This is a genomic window from Geodermatophilus tzadiensis, from assembly GCF_003002915.1.
GTDB lineage: Bacteria > Actinomycetota > Actinomycetes > Mycobacteriales > Geodermatophilaceae > Geodermatophilus > Geodermatophilus tzadiensis.
The window spans coordinates 382,789-401,642 of the sequence record NZ_PVTG01000001.1 but is presented as its reverse complement, the minus strand read 5'-3'; the positions used below and the strand labels follow the sequence as shown (position 1 = coordinate 401,642).

The following is an 18,854-nucleotide window of genomic DNA, read 5'->3' as shown; positions in this document are numbered from 1 at the left end:
CCGTCAGGCCCGTCCCTCGAGGTGGTGGGCGAGCAGCTGCTCGCGGGTGCGGCGGGCCACGTCGTAGCCGTCGGCGAAGGTCAGCTCCCACGGCGTCCCGACGCCGGGCACGACCGGGCGGCGGGGTGGGTCCAGGACCGCCACCGGCAGCGCCGGGTCGTCCAGCCGGCGCAGGCCGTCCACGGCCACCCGCCGCACCGGGTCGGCGACGCCGGCCCGGGCCTCCCGCAGCAGCCGGCGGCCCGCGGCCGTGGGACCGACGAGCCGGCCGAGCAGCCCCTCGTGCCGCAGCCGCCGCGCCACCCCGGTCACCCGGTCGTCGCCGAGCGCTCGCCAGCGGACCGTCTCCACCGACCGCCGGCCCCGTGTCCCGACGGCGTCCAGCACGGCGGCCTCGACCGGGTGGCGGCGCCGCGCGTCGGCGACCTGCAGCTCGCCCGGGGCGACGGCCCGCACCCGGCCGGTGACCACCAGGGCGACGAGCGCGGTGTCGACGACCCGCTGCGTCCCGCCGGCGAGGCAGGCCACGTCGTACACGTCCGGCTGCGGCGTCATGACGGCTCCTCGGGACGCGGGGCTCGTGCGCACACGGTGGCACCCCGTGGCCGGCGGCGGAAGCCCGCGGGCCGGGATCTGCCCCCGCCCGTAGGGTCGGGACGTGGCCGCACCCCGTCCGCCCCGGTCCGACGCCCAGACCCGGGAGTCGGCCGAGGAGGTCGCCCGCGCCGCCGCCGCGGCCGCCGACTGGCCGGCGCTGGTCGCGGCCGCGACCCCCTGCGTCGCCTGCCCGGAGCTGGCCGCGACCCGGCAGCACGTCGTCGTCGGGGACCCGCCGGTGCGTGGCCGGGCCCGGTTCGCCCTGATCGGCGAGGCGCCGGGGGCCACCGAGGACGGGTCCGGCCGGCCCTTCGTCGGGAAGTCGGGGCAGCTGCTCGACCTGCTGCTCGCCGAGGCCGGCCTGGACCGCGCGGAGGCCGCGGTGCTCAACATCGTCAAGTGCCGGCCGCCGGCCAACCGGACGCCGAAGACCCCCGAGGTCACCCGCTGCAGCGGCTGGCTGCGCCGCCAGCTCGAGCTGCTCGACCCGCCCGTCGTCGTCGCGCTCGGGCTGTCGTCGGCCAAGTGGTTCCTCGGCCCCAGGACCGTCCTCGCCGAGGCCCGCGGCCGCCCGCACGACGTCGACGGCCGGGCCGTCTGGGCCACCTATCACCCCTCGGCGGCGATCCGCTTCGGCCCGGCCGGGGCGCCGCGCGCCGGGCTGCTGGCGGACCTGACGTCGGTCGCGGCGAGTCTGCGGTGAGGCGCGAGCACGTCCTGCCCGGCCCCGAGGACACCCGGGCCCTGGGCGCCGCGCTGGCCGCCGTCGTCGGGCCCGGGGACCTGCTGGTGCTCACCGGCCCGCTCGGCGCGGGCAAGACCGCGCTCACCCAGGGCCTCGGCGCGGCCCTGGGGGTGGCCGAGCCGGTCACCTCGCCGACGTTCGTGATCGCCCGGGTGCACCGCGACGGGCGGCTGCCGCTGGTGCACGTCGACGCCTACCGCCTGGGCAGCGTGGCCGACGTCGACGACCTCGACCTCGACGCCTCGGCCGAGGAGTCGGTGACCGTCGTCGAGTGGGGGGCCGGGCTGGTCGAGCAGCTCGCCGACGAGCACCTCGAGGTCCGGCTCGACCGGCGCGAGGACGACGTCCGCACCGCCGTCCTCGTGCCGCACGGCCCGGGCTGGGAGCGGCGGCTGGAGGGGTGAGCGCCCACCACGTCGTGGCCGGGGCGCTGGTCCGGGGGCCGCGGGTGCTGCTCGGTCACCGGTCGCCGGGCCGCGGGTGGTAGCCCGACGTCCGGGACCACGCCGACCCGGTCGCGCGCCTGGTCGGGGCTACAGGGCGGTCAGCAGCTCGACGTCCCGCTGACCGGCCAGCGCGGCGAGACCCGCGTCGAAGGTGACCACGCCCGTCCGGTGCCGTCGGGCGAGGGTGAGCAGGTGGGCGTCGGTGACCTGGCGGTGCCCGGCCACCGGGGGCACGTCGGCGTCGACCATCGACACGTCGTCGGTGAGGAAGCGGTGGCCCGGAGCCCGGCGCAGTCCCGCGAGCACCTCCCGGGCGACCGCCGGGGGGAGCGCGCTCGGCAGGGCCCTCGCGTTGGACGAGACGCGCACGAAGCCGCTCTCGGTGACCGGGCACGTCGCCCACCCCGCCGCAGCGTTGCGGGTGAACCACGAACGGATGGCGCCGTGGTGGACGTGCGAGTCCCAGGCCAGCGCGACCAGGGCGTTGACGTCCAGCAGCGCCACGCCGGCTCAGTCCTCGTCGAGGGCCCGGCGCACCATCGCGGCGGTGATGGGCGGGCTCCCCGCGGGGACGCGGACCACGGGCAGACCGTCCTCGGTCTCCACTCGCGCGGGGGTCAGGCCCCGGCGGGCCAGCTCGGACACGACCGAGCCCAGGGAGCGACGCTGCTCCGCGGCCAGTTCGCGCGCCGCCGTGACGACGTCGTCGTCCAGGTCGAGGGTCGTCCGCACGACCTGATGCTAGAGCATCAGCGCATCACACCGGGCCTGCCGGCGCCAGGACTAACCTGACGTCCCGTGCTCGTCCTCGCCCTCGACACCGCGACCCCCACCCTGGTCGCCGGGGTCGCCCGCCGCTCGGCCGACGGCGACGCCGAGGTGCTCGCCGAGCGGGCGGTGCCCTCGGGCAACCGGCACGCCGAGCTGCTGGTCCCCGCGGTGCGCGAGGCGCTCGCCGCGGCCGGCGTGGCCCTGGCCGACGTCGGCGCCGTGGTCGCGGGGCTCGGCCCCGGGCCGTTCACCGGGCTGCGGGTCGGCGTGGTCACCGCCGCATCGCTGGCGGACGCCCGCGGCATCCCCGCCGTCGGCGTCTGCTCGCTCGACGCGGTCGGCTCGGGACGGCGGACGGTGGTCACCGACGCCCGCCGCAAGGAGGTCTACTGGGCCGCCTACGACGCGGCCGGCGCGCGGACCGGCGGCCCCGGCGTGGTCCGCCCCGAGGACCTGACCGCGGACGGCCCGCTGGTCGGCGACCCGCGGTTCGCCGACCGGCTGGGCACCCCGGTCGGAGCCGCCGAGGTGACGACGGCCGGCCTGCTGCGCGCGGCCGGGCCGCTGCTCGACGACCCGTCGTCCGCCGGACCGCTGGTGCCCCTGTACCTGCGCCGGCCCGACGCGATCCCGCCGACGTCGTTCAAGCCGGTGACGACGTCGTGACCGTCCGGCTGCGGCCGATGCGGCTGGCCGACCTCGACGCCGTGCTGGTGCTGGAGGAGGAGCTCTTCGCGCCGGACACCTGGACCCGCGCGATGTACCGCGACGAGCTCTCCCGCACCGACACCCGGCACTACCTGGTCGCCGTCGACACCGAGGACGGGGACGGGCAGACCGTCGTCGGCTACGCGGGCCTGATCGCCTACGCCGACGAGGCGCACGTGGCCACGATCGGTGTCGCCGGGGCCCGGCAGGGCGAGGGCATCGGCGCGCAGCTGCTCGACGCGCTGCTGGCGGAGGCCGACCGGCGCAGCCCCGTGGTGCTGCTGGAGGTGCGCGCCGACAACCCCGTGGCGCAGGGGCTCTACCGGCGGCGCGGGTTCACCGAGATCGGCCGGCGGCCCCGCTACTACCAGCCGAGCGGGACGGACGCGGTCGTGATGAGGCGGGAGGTGCGGCGGTGACCGAGCCGCTGGTCGTCGGGTTCGAGACCTCGTGCGACGAGACCGGGGTCGGCGTCGTCCGCGGGCAGACGCTGCTGGCCGACGCGCTGGCCACCTCCGTGGGCGAGCACGAGCGCTTCGGCGGCGTGGTGCCCGAGATCGCCTCGCGGGCGCACCTGGAGGCCATGATCCCGACGGTGCACCGCGCGCTGGCCGGGGCCGGGGTGGCGGCGTCCGACGTCGACGCCGTCGCGGTGACCGCCGGGCCGGGGCTGACCGGTGCGCTGCTGGTGGGGCTGGCCGCGGCCAAGGCGTACGCGCTGGCGCTGGACGTGCCGCTGTACGGGGTCAACCACCTCGCCGCGCACGTCGCCGTCGACGAGCTGCAGCACGGGCGGCTGGCCGAGCCGTCGCTGGCGCTGCTGGTGTCGGGCGGGCACAGCTCGCTGCTGCTGGTGCCCGACCTGTCCCGCGAGGTGACCTCGCTGGGCCGCACGGTCGACGACGCGGCCGGCGAGGCCTTCGACAAGGTGGCCCGGGTGCTCGGCCTGCCCTTCCCCGGCGGCCCGCCGATCGACCGCGCCGCCCGGGAGGGCGACCCGACGGCCATCGGCTTCCCGCGCGGGCTCACCGGTCCCCGCGACGCGCCCTACGACTTCTCGTTCTCCGGCCTCAAGACCGCCGTCGCGCGCTGGGTCGAGGCCCGGCAGCGGGCGGGCGAGCCGGTGCCGGTGGCCGACGTCGCCGCCTCGTTCCAGGAGGCGGTGGCCGACGTGTTGACCGCCAAGGCCGTCCGCGCCTGCCGCGACCACGGCGTCGACCACCTGGTGCTCGGCGGGGGAGTGGCGGCCAACTCGCGGCTGCGGGCCCTGGCCGAGGAGCGCTGCGCGGCGGCCGGGATCGTGCTGCGGGTGCCCCGTCCGGGGCTGTGCACGGACAACGGCGCGATGGTCGCCGCGCTCGGCTCGCGGCTGGTCGAGGCCGGCGTGGAGCCGTCGGCGCCCGAGCTGGGCGCCGACAGCTCGCTGCCCATCGACGTCGTCAGCCGCTGAGGTCGCACACGACGGCGGTGGGGGCGCCGGCCACCCGGGTGACGACGACGGTCGCCGTCCCGGCACCGGGGCCGCGCAGCTGCCGGGCGAGCGTCTCGGGCTCGACCGCCGACCCGCGCTTCTTCACCACCACCCGCCCGACACCGCGCGCCCGCAGCAGCGCCCGCAGCCGCTTCAGGTTGAACGGCAGCACCTCGTCGACGCGGTACGAGGAGACCCAGGGGGAGTCCGCGGCGGCGTCGGAGGTCAGGTAGGCGATCGTCGGGTCGACCAGCGTGGCGCCCAGCCCGGCGGCGACCAGCGACACCAGGCCCGACCGGATGACGGCGGGGTCGGGCTCGTGCAGCCACCCGCGCACCGGCCCGGCGTCGGCCGGTCCGGGGTCGGCGTCGGCGGCCAGCTCGTGCGCCACCTCGCCGCGGACGACGGTCGCCCGCCGCCAGGCCGCCGAGACGCCGGTGCCCCACAGCAGCGCCTCCACGATCGAGCCGCGCACCGACACCCACTCGGCCTCGACGCCCGCGGGCACCCGGTCGTGGTCCAGGCCCGGCGCCACCTTGACCACCGCGCGCGGCACCCGGTCGAGCAGCGTGGCCACCGTCGACCAGGGCGGCGACCAGGAGTCGGGGTGCAGCCGGCGGCGCCCGTCCGACCGCCGCGCCGGGTCGAGGACGGCGGCCCCGCACCCGGCCACCTCGCCGCCGCCTGCCCCGTCCACCAGCTCGACGACGTCGCCGGCGAGCACCCACACGTCGTCGTCCACGCCGAGCGCGGCGGCGTTCGCGGCGGTCAGCTCCCGGGCCACCGGGTCGCGGTCGACGGCCAGCACCCGGGCGCCGGCCCGCGCGAGCGCGATCGTGTCGGTGCCCGACGCGCAGCCCAGGTCGGCGGCCGAGTCGGTGCCGTCGGCCAGCAGCCGGGCGGCGCGGCGGGCGGCGAGTGCGGGACGGCCGGCCTGCTCGAGGGTGTCGGCGGTGAGGAGCAGGACGTCGGCGTCGGCGCCGAGGACCGGGCGGGCGCGGGCGCGCAGCCGGGCCAGCTCCCAGGCGGGGCCGGCCAGCTCCGGGCCGACCTCCGCGCGCAGGCGGGCCACGCCGGCCAGCACGTCGGCCCCCTCGGCGAGCAGCGCGGCGGCGCGGGCGGTGGCCGCCGTCCCCTCGGGTGTCCGCAGCAGCCGCAGCTGGGTCAGGACGGCGTCGTCGGGCACCGCACCAGCCTCCCGCAGGGCCGGTTCCACCTCCTCGGTGACCCGGTTGAGTGGCTGGCACTCTCCTGGGTAGAGTGCCAATCGACACGGGTCGGCGCCTGACCCCCGCGACGGCAGGCCCAGACCTCGTGCCACATCGTGCAGTCCACCCGCCGTCCGATCCCGAAGGGGGCGTCACCTCGTGACGACCGCTACCAAGGTCACCATCAAGCCGCTCGAGGACCGTGTCGTGGTCCAGGCCAACGAGGCCGAGACCACCACCGCCTCCGGCCTGGTCATCCCGGACACCGCCAAGGAGAAGCCGCAGGAGGGCACGGTCATCGCCGTGGGCCCCGGCCGCATCGACGACAACGGCAACCGCGTCCCGCTCGACGTCAACGTCGGCGACGTCGTCATCTACTCGAAGTACGGCGGCACCGAGGTCAAGTACGCCGGCGAGGAGTACCTGGTGCTCTCCGCCCGCGACCTGCTCGCCGTCGTGGAGAAGTAAGGACCTCGTCCTCCTCGTCCCTCGCGAGCCCGGGACGAGCCTCGACACGAGGCCGTCCCAGCACGTTCCCCGACCGCCCCGGCGACCCGAACTGACCGGGTCCCGGGGCGGTCGTCGTCCGACCCTGTTCTCCCCCTGATCGGAAGGGCCCCATGGCCAAGATCATCAAGTTCAACGAGGACGCCCGCCGGGCGCTCGAGCGCGGCGTCGACAAGCTCGCCGACGCGGTCAAGGTGACCCTCGGCCCGCGCGGCCGCAACGTCGTCCTCGACAAGAAGTTCGGCGCCCCGACCATCACCAACGACGGCGTCACCATCGCCCGCGAGGTCGAGCTCGACGACCCGTACGAGAACCTCGGCGCCCAGCTGGCCAAGAACGTCGCCACCAAGACCAACGACGTCGCCGGTGACGGCACCACCACCGCCACGGTGCTGGCCCAGGCGCTGGTCAAGGAGGGCATGCGCAACGTCGCCGCCGGCGCCAACCCGATGGGGCTCGGCCGCGGCATGCGCGCCGCCGTCGACGCGGTGTCCCAGGCCCTCGACGAGGTCGCCATCCCGGTCGACGACCAGCAGGCCATCGCCGGCGTCGCCACCATCTCCGCGCAGGACGCCGAGGTCGGCGCCCTGATCAGCGAGGCGATGGAGAAGGTCGGCAAGGACGGCGTCATCACCGTCGAGGAGAGCAACACCCTCTCCACCGACCTCGACGTCACCGAGGGCGTGCAGTTCGACAAGGGTTACCTCTCGCCCTACTTCGTCACCGACCAGGAGGCGATGGAGGCCGTCCTCGACGACGCCCTCGTCCTGCTGGTGCAGGGCAAGGTCGGCGCGCTCGCCGACCTGCTGCCGCTGCTGGAGAAGGTGCTCGGCACCGGCGCCCGCCCGCTGCTGATCGTCGCCGAGGACGTCGAGGGCGAGGCGCTGTCCACCCTCGTCGTCAACTCGATCCGCAAGACGATCAAGGTCGTCGCGGTCAAGTCGCCCTACTTCGGCGACCGCCGCAAGGCGTTCATGACCGACCTCGCCGTCGTCACCGGCGGCCAGGTGGTCAGCGAGGACGTCGGCCTCAAGCTCGACCAGGTCGGCCTCGAGGTGCTCGGCACCGCCCGCCGCGTGACGGTCGACAAGGACACCACCACGATCGTCGACGGCGGCGGCACGCAGCAGGCCATCGGCGACCGGGTCGCCCAGATCCGCCGCGAGATCGACGCCACCGACTCCGACTGGGACCGCGAGAAGCTGCAGGAGCGGCTGGCCAAGCTGGCCGGCGGCATCGGCGTGATCCGGGTCGGCGCGGCCACCGAGGTCGAGCTCAAGGAGCGCAAGCACCGCATCGAGGACGCCATCGCCGCCACCCGCGCCGCGGTGGAGGAGGGCGTCGTCCCCGGTGGCGGCTCCGCGCTCGTGCACGCGGCCGCGGCCATCGACGCGCTGGACCTCTCCGGCGACGAGCTGACCGGCGCCCGCGCCGTGCGGCGCGCCCTGGAGGCCCCGCTGGCCCGCATCGCCGACAACGCGGGCTTCGAGGGCCGCGTCGTCGTCGCCAGGGTCCGCGACCTCGGCGCCGGCCAGGGCTTCAACGCCGCCACCGGCGAGTACGGCGACCTGGCCGCCCAGGGCGTCATCGACCCGGTCAAGGTCACCAAGGCCGCGCTCGGCAACGCCGCGTCGATCGCCGCGATGGTGCTCACCACCGACTCCGCCGTCGTCGAGGCGCCGGAGGAGGAGGACCCCGCGGGGGCCGGGCACCACACCCACGGCCACTCGCACGGTCACGGCCACAGCCACTGACGTACGCCGCGCGGTGATCAGGTGACCTGATCGTGGCGCGTCCCACCCGACGGTGCGCGGTCGGGTGGGACGCGCTGCGGTGCGGTAGGACGCCGTGTGCGGGGCTGCCCGGACAGACGAGAGGGCCGGTCCAGCAACTGCTGGACCGGCCCTCTCGGCGTCTGTGGGTGCTCAGACCCCCGCGGCGACGGCGGCGGGCTCCGCGGCGATCAGCCGGGCCCGCTCCTCCTCGCTCATCCCGCCCCACACGCCGTAGGGCTCGCGGACGCTGAGTGCGTGCTTGAGGCAGGCGTCGACGACCGGGCACTTCGCGCACACGGCCTTGGCGGCCGCCTGACGCCGCGCCCGGGCCGGACCGCGCTCGCCGTCCGGGTGGAAGAACAGCGCGGTGCTCTCACCACGGCACGAGCCGTGGAGCTGCCAGTCCCACACCTCGGCCACGGGTGTCGGCAGTCGGCGGATGTCAGCCATCTGTGTCCTCCTCGGCTCGGCGAGCCGGAGGGGGCGACCCGGCTGCACGGGAGCCGGTGCCCGAGGGTCCCCGGGGTCAAACACAGTGGGGTCCGACATTTTCCCGCCCACCGTCTCCCCCCGCAGGGTGAGCACGGCTGTTGCCGTCCCTGCCGGTCGCTCATGGTGGCTCCAGGCCGTGCCGTTACCCGGGTCGAGTGACCCCACGCCCCGCACGGCCGGGGGAAGACAGGAGCTGCAGTGATCGACGACAGGATGCGCGGTCCCGGCCACGGGGCCACGACCGTGTGGGTGTACGACGAGCGCCGCCGTGTCCGCGACGACGTCGCCTCCCGCCTGGTGGCCCTGCCGTTCGTCGGCCGGGTCGAGGTCGTCGGTGACGCCGCCATGCTGATCCAGCGGCTGGCCACCCGCCAGCCCGACGTGCTGCTGGTCGGCACCCAGCGCGCGGTGGACACCGGCCTGACCGTGGCCACCCAGGTGCTGCGCAGCCACCCGACCGTCCCGGTGCTCGTCCTCGGCGCGCCGGACGACGCCGAGACGGTCCGTGCCGCCGTCGCGTTCGGTGCCCGCGGGTACCTCCGCTGGGACGCCAGCGCCCTGGAGATGGGCCTGGGCCTGTCCCGGGTGGGACTGCGCGCCGACGGCCGACCGCCGCAGCCGGCCGCTCCCGTGCCGCTGGCCTCCGTGGGCGCTCCCGCGCCCTCGTGGGCCGCGCCGCTCAACGGCGCCGGGCCGCGGGTCGTGAGCACGACGGTCCGCGAGAGCGCACCGCCGGTCACGCTGTCGATGCGCGAGATGCAGGTGCTCACCGGCATGAGCCAGGGCAAGAGCAACGCCCAGATCGGCCGCGAGCTCTACCTGTCCGAGGACACCATCAAGACCCACGCGCGCCGGCTGTTCCGCAAGCTCGGCGCCAAGGACCGCGCCGAGGCGGTGGCCACCGGCTTCCGCCGCGGCATGATGAGCTGACCGGACGAACACCCGCCGAGGGCCCTCTCCGTCGACCGGAGGGGGCCCTCGGTGCGTGCTGGACCGCTCGGTCCGGTGCGGCGAGCCGCCCTGCGGAGGACGGCGGACCGACCGGGGGCCGGAGGCTCGCGCGAGCGAGCGGCGGTGCGGCCTCCCTGCAGGGGCCCGCCGTGAGCCTGCGAACGGTGGGGGGCAGGGAGGTCCTTCCTCAGTCGTCGCGGGCGTGCCGGCCGCCGCGGGAGGCGCCGCCGGGCTCCTCGCGCTCGGCCATCGCGGCGATCCCGTCGGCGTAGCCGCTGGCGTAGTCCCAGCTCACGTAGTCGGCCGGGTCGGGGTCGAACGGCGGCTCGTGCCGGCCGGTCTGCCCCTCCTCGAGCAACTGGCGCAGGTTGGCCTGCATCAGCGCCCAGTCGACGTGGTGCTCCTCGTCGCAGTCGGGGCAGTCGACGACGATGCCCTTGATCCCGGTGGGCTCGAGGAGCGTGCGGAACACCTCGAGCTCGGCCAGGTCGTCCAGGACGCCGGCCCGCTCCTCCATCGACAGCGGCGGTGGCGGGTCCGAGGGCCCGAAGTCGGACCCCGGGGACTCGTCGAAGGAACTCACGGGACCCTCCTCCCACGCGCCGGTGGCGCTGTCGCTGCCGTCCGGACGCACGGGCCCGCGCGTCCGGGGGACCACGGTAGTCGCCTCCGCCGACCGATCCCACGCGCAGCGGAGACGGCGTCCCGGCCGCGGAGGGCCCCGGCCTACGATCGGGGACGGTTCCCGCGCGCCCGGCCGGGGCTGAGCCGATGGAGGGTGGCGGCCGCCATGCAGCCCGATGACCACGTCCTGGATGGGCACCGCCCCGAGCTGCCGGCGAAGTTCGCCCCGCTCGGCCTGACCTACGACGACGTCCTGCTCATCCCCGGGGAGTCCGACGTCGTCCCGGCGGAGGTGGACACCAGCAGCCGGCTCACCCGCGGCATCCGGCTGGCCGTGCCGCTGCTCTCCAGCGCCATGGACACCGTGACCGAGGCCCGCATGGCGATCGCCATGGCCCGCGTCGGCGGCGTCGGCGTCCTGCACCGCAACCTCGCCGCGGAGGAGCAGGCCGGCCAGGTCGACCTGGTGAAGCGCTCCGAGGCCGGCATGGTCACCAACCCGGTCACCTGCTCGCCGGACAACACCCTCGCCGAGGTCGACGCCCTCTCCGCCCGGTACCGGATCTCCGGTGCGCCGGTCGTCGACGAGGGCGGCGTCCTCGTGGGCATCGTCACCAACCGCGACATGCGCTTCGAGACCGACCACCACCGGCTCGTGCGCGACGTCATGACGCCGATGCCGCTGGTCACCGCCCCGGTGGGCGTCGACGCCGACACCGCGCTGCGGCTGCTGTCCCAGCACAAGATCGAGAAGCTGCCGATCGTCGACGAGGCGGGGCGGCTGCGCGGCCTCATCACCGTCAAGGACTTCGTCAAGCGCGACCAGTACCCGAACTCCACGAAGGACGCCGACGGCCGCCTCGTCGTGGGCGCCGCGCTCGGCGTCGGGGACGACGCGTACGACCGGGCCGGCCTGCTGGTCGACGCCGGGGTCGACGTGCTCGTCGTCGACACCGCGCACGGCCACCAGCGCGCCGTCCTCGACATGGTCGCCCGGGTGCGCAAGGACTTCGGCGGCGACGGCGGCGTGCAGGTGGTGGGCGGCAACATCGCCACCCGCGCCGGCGCGCAGGCGCTGGTCGACGCCGGTGCCGACGCGGTGAAGGTCGGCGTCGGCCCGGGCTCGATCTGCACCACCCGCGTGGTCGCCGGCGTCGGCGTCCCGCAGATCACCGCCATCTACGAGGCGAGCCTCGCCGCCAAGCCGGCCGGCGTCCCGGTCATCGCCGACGGCGGCCTGCAGTACTCAGGCGACATCGCCAAGGCCCTGGTCGCCGGCGCCGACACGGTGATGATCGGCGGGTTGTTCGCCGGGGTCGAGGAGGCCCCGGGCGAGCTGGTCTTCATGAACGGCAAGCAGTTCAAGACCTACCGAGGCATGGGCTCGCTGGGCGCGATGCAGAAGCGCGGCAACCAGTCCTTCAGCCGCGACCGTTACTTCGCCGACGACGTCCTCTCCGACGACAAGCTGGTCCCCGAGGGCATCGAGGGCCAGGTGCCCTACCGCGGGCTGCTGGCCACCGTCGCCCACCAGCTCGTCGGCGGGCTGCGCGCGTCGATGGGCTACGCCGGCGCGGCCACCGTGGCCGACCTGCAGGAGCGCGGCCAGCTGACCCGCATCACCTCGGCCGGCCTGACCGAGAGCCACCCGCACGACATCCAGATGACCGTCGAGGCCCCCAACTACCGAGGACGCTGACGATGCCCGCACGCGACACCGTCGAGATCGGCCTCAACCGCTTCGCCCGCCGGGGCTACGACCTCGACGAGGTCTCGATCGTCCCCTCCCGCCGGACCCGCGACGTCGACGACGTCTCCACGGCCTGGCAGATCGACGCCTTCCGGTTCGACATCCCGCTGGTCACCAGCCCCAGCGACGCCGTCGTCAGCCCGGCGACGGCGATCGCCGTCGGCCAGGCCGGCGGTCTCGGCGTGCTCAACGCCGAGGGGCTGTGGACCCGCTACGACGACCCGCTGCCGGTGTACCGGCAGCTGCGCGACGCCGCGGCCGAGGCGCCGCCGCCGGTGACGCTGCTGCAGCAGGTCTACGCCGAGCCGGTCAAGCCCGACCTGATCAGCGCGCGGATCAAGGAGGTGCGCGACGCCGGGGTGACGACGGCGGTGCGCGTGTCGCCGCAGCACACGCTGCAGCTGGCGCCCGCGGTGCTCGCCGCCGGGGTCGACCTGCTGGTCATCCAGGGCACGATCGTCTCCGCCGAGCACGTGACCACCCAGGGCGGGGCGCTCAACCTCAAGGAGTTCATCGCCGACCTCGACGTGCCGGTGGTCGTCGGCGGCGCGGCGAACTACCAGACGGCGCTGCACCTCATGCGCACCGGCGCGGCCGGGGTGATCGTCGGCGTGGGCGCCGACAGCTTCTCCACCGGCGACGCCGTCATGGGCGTCCGGGTGCCGCTGGCCAGCGCGATCGCCGACGCCGCGGCCGCCCGCCGCGACTACCTCGACGAGACCGGCGGCCGGTACGTGCACGTCATCGCCAACGGCCGGATCGAGACCAGCGGTGCGATCGCCCGGGCGCTGGCCTGCGGCGCCGACGCCGTCCAGGTCGGCGAGCCGCTGCGGGCCGCGCGGGAGGCCCCGGCCGGCGGCGTCTGGTGGGACTCGGTGGCCGCCCACCCGCGGCTGCCGCGCGGCGGGACGTCGGCACCGGTGCCGGCCGCCGGGACGCTCGAGCAGGTGCTGCTCGGCCCGGCCGAGACCGCCGACGGGCGCACCAACCTCTTCGGGGCGCTGCGCCGCACGATGGCCAAGACCGGCTACCGCGACCTCAAGGAGTTCCAGCGGGTTGACCTGGTCGTCGGGGGAGGGGCCCCCCGGGAGGGGGCCCCCGAGCAGTGACGCAGCGGCGGGCGACCGGACTGATGGACTTCCCGACCGTCCTCGTCGTCGACTTCGGCGCGCAGTACGCCCAGCTCATCGCCCGGCGCATCCGCGAGGCCGGCGTCTACTCCGAGATCGTCCCGTCGTCGGTCCCCGCGGAGGAGGTCCTCGCCCGCAAACCCGCGGCGATCGTGCTCTCCGGCGGGCCGTCGAGCGTCTACGCGGAGGGGGCGCCGCAGATCGACCCCGCGCTGTTCGAGGGCGGGGTGCCGGCGTTCGGCATCTGCTACGGCTTCCAGGCCATGGCCGCCTCGCTCGGCGGCACCGTGGCCCGCACCGGCGACCGCGAGTACGGCGGCACGCCGCTGACGGTCACCACCGGCGGGCGGCTGTTCGGGACCCTGCCGGTCGAGCAGTCGGTGTGGATGAGCCACGGTGACGCCGTCAGCGCCGCCCCGCCCGGGTTCACCGTCACCGCCACCTCCACCGGGGCGCCGGTCGCCGCCTTCGAGGACGTCGACCGGCGGCTGGCCGGCGTGCAGTTCCACCCCGAGGTGCGGCACACCGCCCACGGGCAGACGGTGCTCGAGCACTTCCTGTTCGAGATCGCCGGGCTCGAGCGCTCGTGGACGATGAGCAACGTCGTCGACGAGCAGGTGACCGCGATCCGCGAGCGGATCGGCGACCGGCGGGCGCTGTGCGCGCTGTCGGGCGGCGTCGACTCCGCCGTGGCGGCCGCGCTCGTGCAGCGGGCCATCGGCGACCGGCTGACCTGCGTCTACGTCGACCACGGCCTCATGCGCCAGGGCGAGACCGAGCAGATCGAGCGCGACTTCGCCGCGGTCACCGGCGCCGACCTGCGGGTGGTCGACGCGAGCGAGCAGTTCCTCACCGCGCTGGCCGGCGTCAGCGACCCGGAGCAGAAGCGGAAGATCATCGGCCGCGAGTTCATCCGGGTGTTCGAGCAGGCCGCCACCGACGTCGTCGCCGACGCCCAGGCGCACGGCGAGACCGTGGACTTCCTCGTGCAGGGGACGCTCTACCCCGACGTCGTCGAGTCCGGCGGCGGCACCGGCACGGCCAACATCAAGAGCCACCACAACGTCGGCGGGCTGCCCGAGGACCTGCAGTTCACCCTCGTCGAGCCGCTGCGGACGCTGTTCAAGGACGAGGTGCGTGAGGTGGGCCGGCAGCTCGGGCTGCCCGACCGGCTGGTGCAGCGCCAGCCCTTCCCCGGCCCGGGGCTGGGGATCCGCATCGTCGGTGAGGTGACGCGCGACCGGCTCGACGTCCTGCGGCGGGCCGACGCGATCGCCCGCGAGGAGCTCAGCGCCGCGAAGCTCGACTCCGAGATCTGGCAGTGCCCCGTGGTGCTGCTGGCCGACGTGCGGTCGGTCGGCGTCCAGGGCGACGGGCGCACCTACGGCCACCCGGTCGTGCTGCGCCCGGTGTCCAGCGAGGACGCCATGACCGCCGACTGGACGCGGCTGCCCTACGACGTGCTCGCGCGGATCTCCACGCGCATCACCAACGAGGTGGCCGAGGTCAACCGCGTCGTCCTCGACGTGACGAGCAAGCCGCCGGGCACCATCGAGTGGGAGTGACCCGGCTGAGCACGTGAGAGGGCCCGGGGAGCGGTCGCTCCCCGGGCCCTCCTGCTGTCCGCCCCCGTGGTGTCAGCCGCGCCTGCGGCGGGTCCGGCGCAGCTCGGTGACCAGGAGCGCGACACCGGCGCCCACCAGCAGCAGCCAGAGCAGGCCGCCGTCGGCCAGGAGGTCCAGCGGCAGGGCGACCCCGGCGAGGACCACCAGCGCGAGGACGACGTAGACGACGCCCGGGACGAGGGTCACCGGGTCGGGCCGGCGCCGCGGCGGCGGGACGTCCCGGGTCTCCAGCGCGGTGGGGTACTGCCACTGGTCGGCCAGCGCGCGCTCCTGCCAGCCGGTCGGGGTGGTCGGGAACTCGCTGTAGTCAGGCACGGGACACCTCCACGCTCCCTGCGCCGGAGTGGATGGTCAGGACGAGGTCGACGTCGCCGTCGCCGTCGTCCCCGCGGAACAGGCCGCCGGCGGCGCCCTGGTCGAACAGGTCGACGTCGCCGATGCCGTGCTCGACGTCGACGCGGACGTCGAAGTCGTCGGGCACCGTCACCTCGAGGTCGCCCACGCCGTGGTCGACGCGCACGTCGAGCGGCTCGTCGAGGTCGCCGGCGTCGAGCCGGGACAGGTCGAGCTCGAGGTCGCCGGCGCCGAGCGAGTACCGATCGAGCACCTGGTCGGCGGTCTCCGGCCGGTAGCTGCGGTCACCGACGCCGCCGAGCTCGTCGTCCATCTCGGGGACGGCGGAGGTGAACAGCACCGCCAGCGACAGAACGGCGCCGACGGCGATCAGCCCGCCGCGCGGTGAGCGGCCGCTGCTGAAGCTCGACGCGACCAGCCCCAGGCCCACGACCAGCAGGGCGGAGGCGAGGAAGCCGCGGGGACCGAGGTCGAGGTCGGTGTAGCGGGTGACCAGGACCAGCAGCCCGACGATGATCAGCAGGCCCGCGACGGTGAACGCGGCGACCGGGGAGCGGGGACCGGCCGGCTCGGCCGGGGCGCCGTCGGCGCGGGTGCGCGGCCCGGACGGCATCAGCAGCCACAGCAGGGCGTAGACGAGGACGCCGGAGCCACCGGCGAGGGTGAGGGCGACGAAGCCGACCCGCCACAGCAGCGGGTCGATGCCGCTGTACTCGGCCAGCCCGCCGGCGACACCGCCGGCGACCTTGTCGGTACGGCTGCGCCGGAGCGCGGGACGGGTGACCGGAGGGGGTTCGGCCGGGGGAGCGGGAGGGGGTGCGGCGGTCATGGCAGGGAGCGTGCCGAGCGACCCGCCCGCCCGGTATCGGGGAAGGCCCCCATCCGACCCTGGTCCGCCTCCTCCGGGGGCTTCCCGGTACCGGGACGGGGGCGCGCGGTGCGACGATCGTCGCCGTGACGACGACGGCGACGACCCCCGTGGGCGCACCCGCGCCCGCGGCCGCACCCACCCCGACAGCGGTCGCCACCCTGGACCGGCCGCCGCTCGTCCGGCCGCGTTCCGGCCGGCTGCTGGCCGGGGTCGCGGCGGGGACGGCGGCGCACCTGCGCACCGAGCCGCTGGTCGTGCGGGTGGTCCTGGTCGCCCTGGCCACCACCGGCATCGGCGTGGTCGTCTACGCGCTGCTGTGGTTCTTCGTCCCGCAGGGCGAGGCCGTCGCGGCGCCCGCGGCCGCGGAGCCCAGCCGCCGGCAGACCGTCGGCCTGGTGCTCACCGGGCTCGGCGCGCTCGTGCTGCTGGGCAACCTGGCCACCTGGGGCGGCGGCGACCTCGTCGCGCCCCTGCTGCTGCTCGGCGGCGGTCTGGCCGTCATCTGGCGCCAGTTCGACACCGACCGCACGCTGGCCCGGCCCGGCGTCCCGTGGGTGCTGGCCGGCGGCGCGGTGCTCGCCGCGGCCGGCGTGGTGCTCCTGCTGGCCACCACCGGACAGCTGGCCAACGCCCGCAACGGGTTCACCGCCACGCTGGTGATCCTCGCCGGGCTGGTGCTGGCGACCGCGCCGCTGTGGCGCCGGCTGCTCGACTCCCGCGCCGCCGAGCGCACCGCCCGCATCCGGTCGGAGGAGCGGGCCGCCGTGGCCGCGCACCTGCACGACTCGGTGCTCCAGACGCTCGCGCTGATCCAGCGGCACGCCGGCGACCAGCAGGCCGTCGCCCGGCTGGCCCGCAGCCAGGAGCGTGAGCTGCGCAGCTGGCTCTACGAGCCGGCGACGGCGGCCGGCGGCACGTGGGCGGGGCTGGTGTCGCACATGGTCGCCGAGGTCGAGGCCGACCACGCGCTGACCGTCGACCCGGTGGTCGTCGGCGACGCGCCGGTCGACGACGCGCTGGCCGCCCTCGGCGCGGCCACCCGCGAGGCGCTGGTCAACGCGGCCAAGCACGCCGGCGTGACCTCGGCCGACCTCTACACCGAGGTGACCGCCCAGTCGGTGTCGGTGTTCGTCCGCGACCGCGGCGCCGGCTTCGAGCCGGCCGCGGTGCCCGGCGACCGGCGCGGGCTGCGCGACTCGGTGACCGGGCGGGTGGCCCGCATCGGCGGGACGGCGACCGTCCGCTCGGCGCCGGGCGAGGGCACCGAGGTGGAGCTGGTGCTGCCCCGCGAGGCCGCCGCGTGAGCACCCGCGTCTTCCTGGTCGACGACCACGCGATGGTCCGCGCCGGGGTGCGCTCCGAGCTGGGCGACGCGGTCACCGTCGTGGGCGAGGCGGCCGACGTCGACTCCGCGATCGCCGGCATCCGGGCCGCCGCCCCGGACGTGGTGCTGCTCGACGTCCACCTGCCCGGCGGCGACGGGCGCGCGGTGCTCGAGGCGCTGCGCGCCGAGCTGCCGGAGACCCGCTGGCTGGCGCTGTCGGTGTCCGACGCCGCCGAGGACGTCATCGCGGTCATCCGCGCCGGCGCCCGCGGCTACGTCACCAAGACCATCTCCGGGCCGGACCTGCGCGCCGCGGTGCAGCGGGTGGCCGAGGGCGACGTCGTCTTCAGCCCCCGGCTGGCCGGCTTCGTGCTCGACGCCTTCGCCGCCACCTCGCCGTCCGCCCCGCAGCCCGAGGACCCGGCGACCGACCCCGGCCTCGACCTGCTCAGCGCCCGCGAGCGGGAGGTCATGCAGCTGCTGGCCCGCGGCTACACCTACCGGGAGATCGGCTCGCGCCTGTTCATCTCGGTGAAGACGGTGGAGTCGCACGCCTCCAACGTGCTGCGCAAGCTGCAGCTGTCCAACCGCAACGAGCTCACCCGCTGGGCCGCCACCAACCGGTTGTTGTAGACGCGCGACGACAGCCGCCCCGCGAGGCGCATACGAGGAGCGGGGGCCGGAGGCTCCCCGACGAGTGCGCGGGTGGGGCTCAGCGCAGGTCGGGGACGGCTCCTGGCCGCGGTGCGGTCCGGTAGGACCGCAGTGTCACTGCGTGAACACCACGTGGAAGGCCTCGGCGAGGTGGCCGTCGGGCAGGCCGAAGCGGCGGGCGGTCTGCGCCATCCAGCCGGTGACGAACTCCTCGAGGTCGTCGACGTGGCTGACCTGCGTCACGTGGCTCTTCAGCGCCGCGAACTTCAGCTCGACGACGTCGGTGACGTCGACGGCGTGGTCGGCACGCGGGCTGGCACCGAGCCACACCTCGGTCACCGTCCACGCGTCGAGCCCCTCGTCGGCGAGCAGCTCCGGGAAGGCGAAGGGGTTGCGGGCGTCGGGGTAGACCGCGCGCAGCGTCGACTCGCCCACCGTCATGTGGTCGGGGTGGCTGGCGCCGATCCGCTCGTACCAGCGCTCCGGTGAGCTGGTGAGCACCCGCTGCGGGCGCACCTGCCGGATGACCCGGGAGATGTCGCGGCGCAGGTCGAGGGTGAGCTCAAGCCGGCCGTCGGGGTGGCCGAGGAACCGGACGTCGGTGACGCCGACCGCCGCGGCCGCCGCCCGCTGCTCCTCCCGCCGCAGCGGGCCCATCTGCTCCCGCGGGGTCTCGTCGAAGCCGCCGGCGTCGCCGTCGGTGACGATGCAGTAGGTGACCTCGGTGCCGGCCGCCGTCCAGGTCGCCACGGTGCCCGCGCTGCCGAAGTCGACGTCGTCGGGGTGGGCGAGCACGCACAGCGCGCGCTCCACGTGCTCGGCGGGCTTCCGGGGCGGGGGAGCGGTCACCC

General features: G+C 75.8%; 22 protein-coding genes. 13 read left to right on the top strand and 9 right to left on the bottom strand.

Annotated elements, in window-relative coordinates; translation table 11 throughout:
* Positions 1–3: 3 nt before the first annotated feature.
* Positions 4–588, bottom strand: coding sequence for a TIGR04222 domain-containing membrane protein (locus tag LY71_RS01860; protein ID WP_281261576.1), 585 nt, complete (start codon positions 586–588; stop codon positions 4–6).
* Between the two features lie 70 nt (positions 589–658).
* Between LY71_RS01860 and LY71_RS01855 the strand changes: the two genes are divergently transcribed.
* On the top strand, positions 659–1,300 hold the full coding sequence (locus LY71_RS01855) for a uracil-DNA glycosylase (protein WP_106275259.1): 642 nt from the start codon (positions 659–661) through the stop codon (positions 1,298–1,300).
* Entirely contained in the window at positions 1,297–1,746 is a 450-nt protein-coding gene (gene tsaE, locus LY71_RS01850) for a tRNA (adenosine(37)-N6)-threonylcarbamoyltransferase complex ATPase subunit type 1 TsaE (RefSeq protein WP_106275258.1), read from the top strand. Before LY71_RS01855 ends, tsaE begins: the two co-directional genes overlap by 4 nt.
* Positions 1,747–1,875: 129 nt before the next feature.
* Here the strand turns inward: tsaE and LY71_RS01845 are convergent, their stop codons facing one another.
* Positions 1,876–2,292: a TA system VapC family ribonuclease toxin gene (locus LY71_RS01845; protein WP_106275257.1), complete on the bottom strand. Its 417-nt coding sequence runs from the start codon at positions 2,290–2,292 to the stop codon at positions 1,876–1,878.
* Between the two features lie 6 nt (positions 2,293–2,298).
* Positions 2,299–2,520: an antitoxin gene (locus LY71_RS01840; RefSeq protein ID WP_106275256.1), complete on the bottom strand. Its 222-nt coding sequence runs from the start codon at positions 2,518–2,520 to the stop codon at positions 2,299–2,301.
* 66 nt (positions 2,521–2,586) lie between these two features.
* Between LY71_RS01840 and tsaB the strand changes: the two genes are divergently transcribed.
* The 3 genes from tsaB to tsaD are packed head-to-tail and all read left to right on the top strand — an operon-like array spanning position 2,587 to position 4,717.
* Positions 2,587–3,225, top strand: coding sequence for a tRNA (adenosine(37)-N6)-threonylcarbamoyltransferase complex dimerization subunit type 1 TsaB (gene tsaB, locus LY71_RS01835; protein WP_106275255.1), 639 nt, complete (start codon positions 2,587–2,589; stop codon positions 3,223–3,225).
* Positions 3,222–3,686, top strand: a complete 465-nt coding sequence (rimI, locus tag LY71_RS01830; protein WP_211297086.1) for a ribosomal protein S18-alanine N-acetyltransferase — start codon at positions 3,222–3,224, stop codon at positions 3,684–3,686. The genes tsaB and rimI overlap by 4 nt, the downstream gene beginning before the upstream one ends.
* A complete protein-coding gene (gene tsaD, locus LY71_RS01825; RefSeq protein ID WP_106275254.1) occupies positions 3,683–4,717 on the top strand; it encodes a tRNA (adenosine(37)-N6)-threonylcarbamoyltransferase complex transferase subunit TsaD in 1,035 nt (344 codons plus the stop codon). Before rimI ends, tsaD begins: the two co-directional genes overlap by 4 nt.
* On the opposite strand, the gene LY71_RS01820 is transcribed toward tsaD, so the two are convergent.
* Positions 4,707–5,924, bottom strand: coding sequence for a class I SAM-dependent methyltransferase (locus tag LY71_RS01820; RefSeq protein WP_106275253.1), 1,218 nt, complete (start codon positions 5,922–5,924; stop codon positions 4,707–4,709). The two genes, tsaD and LY71_RS01820, sit on opposite strands and share 11 nt — an antisense overlap.
* A gap of 181 nt (positions 5,925–6,105) precedes the next feature.
* Here LY71_RS01820 and groES point away from each other — a divergent pair, with 181 nt between their 5' ends.
* Both groES and groL read left to right on the top strand, forming a co-directional pair.
* Entirely contained in the window at positions 6,106–6,414 is a 309-nt protein-coding gene (groES, locus tag LY71_RS01815) for a co-chaperone GroES (protein WP_089402145.1), read from the top strand.
* Between the two features lie 152 nt (positions 6,415–6,566).
* The gene (groL, locus tag LY71_RS01810; RefSeq protein ID WP_106275252.1) at positions 6,567–8,207 is read left to right on the top strand and encodes a chaperonin GroEL; all 1,641 of its coding nucleotides are present in this window, start codon (positions 6,567–6,569) and stop codon (positions 8,205–8,207) included.
* Between the two features lie 171 nt (positions 8,208–8,378).
* On the opposite strand, the gene LY71_RS01805 is transcribed toward groL, so the two are convergent.
* Positions 8,379–8,678, bottom strand: a complete 300-nt coding sequence (locus LY71_RS01805; RefSeq protein ID WP_091108626.1) for a WhiB family transcriptional regulator — start codon at positions 8,676–8,678, stop codon at positions 8,379–8,381.
* A gap of 240 nt (positions 8,679–8,918) precedes the next feature.
* On the opposite strand from LY71_RS01805, the gene LY71_RS01800 reads away from it, so the two are divergent.
* Entirely contained in the window at positions 8,919–9,650 is a 732-nt protein-coding gene (locus LY71_RS01800; RefSeq protein WP_106275251.1) for a response regulator transcription factor, read from the top strand.
* A gap of 208 nt (positions 9,651–9,858) precedes the next feature.
* Here LY71_RS01800 and LY71_RS01795 read toward each other — a convergent pair whose 3' ends face one another.
* Entirely contained in the window at positions 9,859–10,254 is a 396-nt protein-coding gene (locus LY71_RS01795) for a DUF5319 family protein (protein WP_106275476.1), read from the bottom strand.
* A 207-nt stretch (positions 10,255–10,461) separates the two neighbouring features.
* Between LY71_RS01795 and guaB the strand changes: the two genes are divergently transcribed.
* The 3 genes from guaB to guaA are packed head-to-tail and all read left to right on the top strand — an operon-like array spanning position 10,462 to position 14,740.
* Positions 10,462–11,994 (top strand): IMP dehydrogenase, encoded by a 1,533-nt coding sequence (gene guaB, locus LY71_RS01790; protein ID WP_106275475.1) that lies wholly within the window; start codon positions 10,462–10,464, stop codon positions 11,992–11,994.
* Between the two features lie 2 nt (positions 11,995–11,996).
* Positions 11,997–13,154: a GuaB3 family IMP dehydrogenase-related protein gene (locus tag LY71_RS01785; RefSeq protein ID WP_106275250.1), complete on the top strand. Its 1,158-nt coding sequence runs from the start codon at positions 11,997–11,999 to the stop codon at positions 13,152–13,154.
* Positions 13,155–13,177: 23 nt separating this feature from the next.
* Positions 13,178–14,740 carry a glutamine-hydrolyzing GMP synthase gene (gene guaA / locus LY71_RS01780; protein ID WP_106275474.1) on the top strand — a complete coding sequence of 521 codons (1,563 nt, stop codon included), beginning with the start codon at positions 13,178–13,180 and terminating at the stop codon, positions 14,738–14,740.
* Positions 14,741–14,812: 72 nt separating this feature from the next.
* Here guaA and LY71_RS01775 read toward each other — a convergent pair whose 3' ends face one another.
* Together LY71_RS01775 and LY71_RS01770 are read right to left on the bottom strand one after the other, a co-directional pair.
* Positions 14,813–15,115 carry a hypothetical protein gene (locus LY71_RS01775; RefSeq protein WP_106275249.1) on the bottom strand — a complete coding sequence of 101 codons (303 nt, stop codon included), beginning with the start codon at positions 15,113–15,115 and terminating at the stop codon, positions 14,813–14,815.
* Entirely contained in the window at positions 15,108–15,983 is an 876-nt protein-coding gene (locus tag LY71_RS01770; protein ID WP_106275248.1) for a PspC domain-containing protein, read from the bottom strand. The genes LY71_RS01775 and LY71_RS01770 overlap by 8 nt, the downstream gene beginning before the upstream one ends.
* A 125-nt stretch (positions 15,984–16,108) precedes the next feature.
* Here LY71_RS01770 and LY71_RS01765 point away from each other — a divergent pair, with 125 nt between their 5' ends.
* A complete protein-coding gene (locus tag LY71_RS01765; RefSeq protein WP_245887600.1) occupies positions 16,109–17,329 on the top strand; it encodes an ATP-binding protein in 1,221 nt (406 codons plus the stop codon).
* Positions 17,326–17,982, top strand: a complete 657-nt coding sequence (locus LY71_RS01760; protein WP_106275247.1) for a response regulator — start codon at positions 17,326–17,328, stop codon at positions 17,980–17,982. Before LY71_RS01765 ends, LY71_RS01760 begins: the two co-directional genes overlap by 4 nt.
* A gap of 135 nt (positions 17,983–18,117) precedes the next feature.
* Here the strand turns inward: LY71_RS01760 and LY71_RS01755 are convergent, their stop codons facing one another.
* Complete coding sequence (locus LY71_RS01755; protein WP_106275246.1) at positions 18,118–18,852, bottom strand: PIG-L deacetylase family protein; 735 nt, start codon at positions 18,850–18,852, stop codon at positions 18,118–18,120.
* Positions 18,853–18,854: the final 2 nt, after the last annotated feature.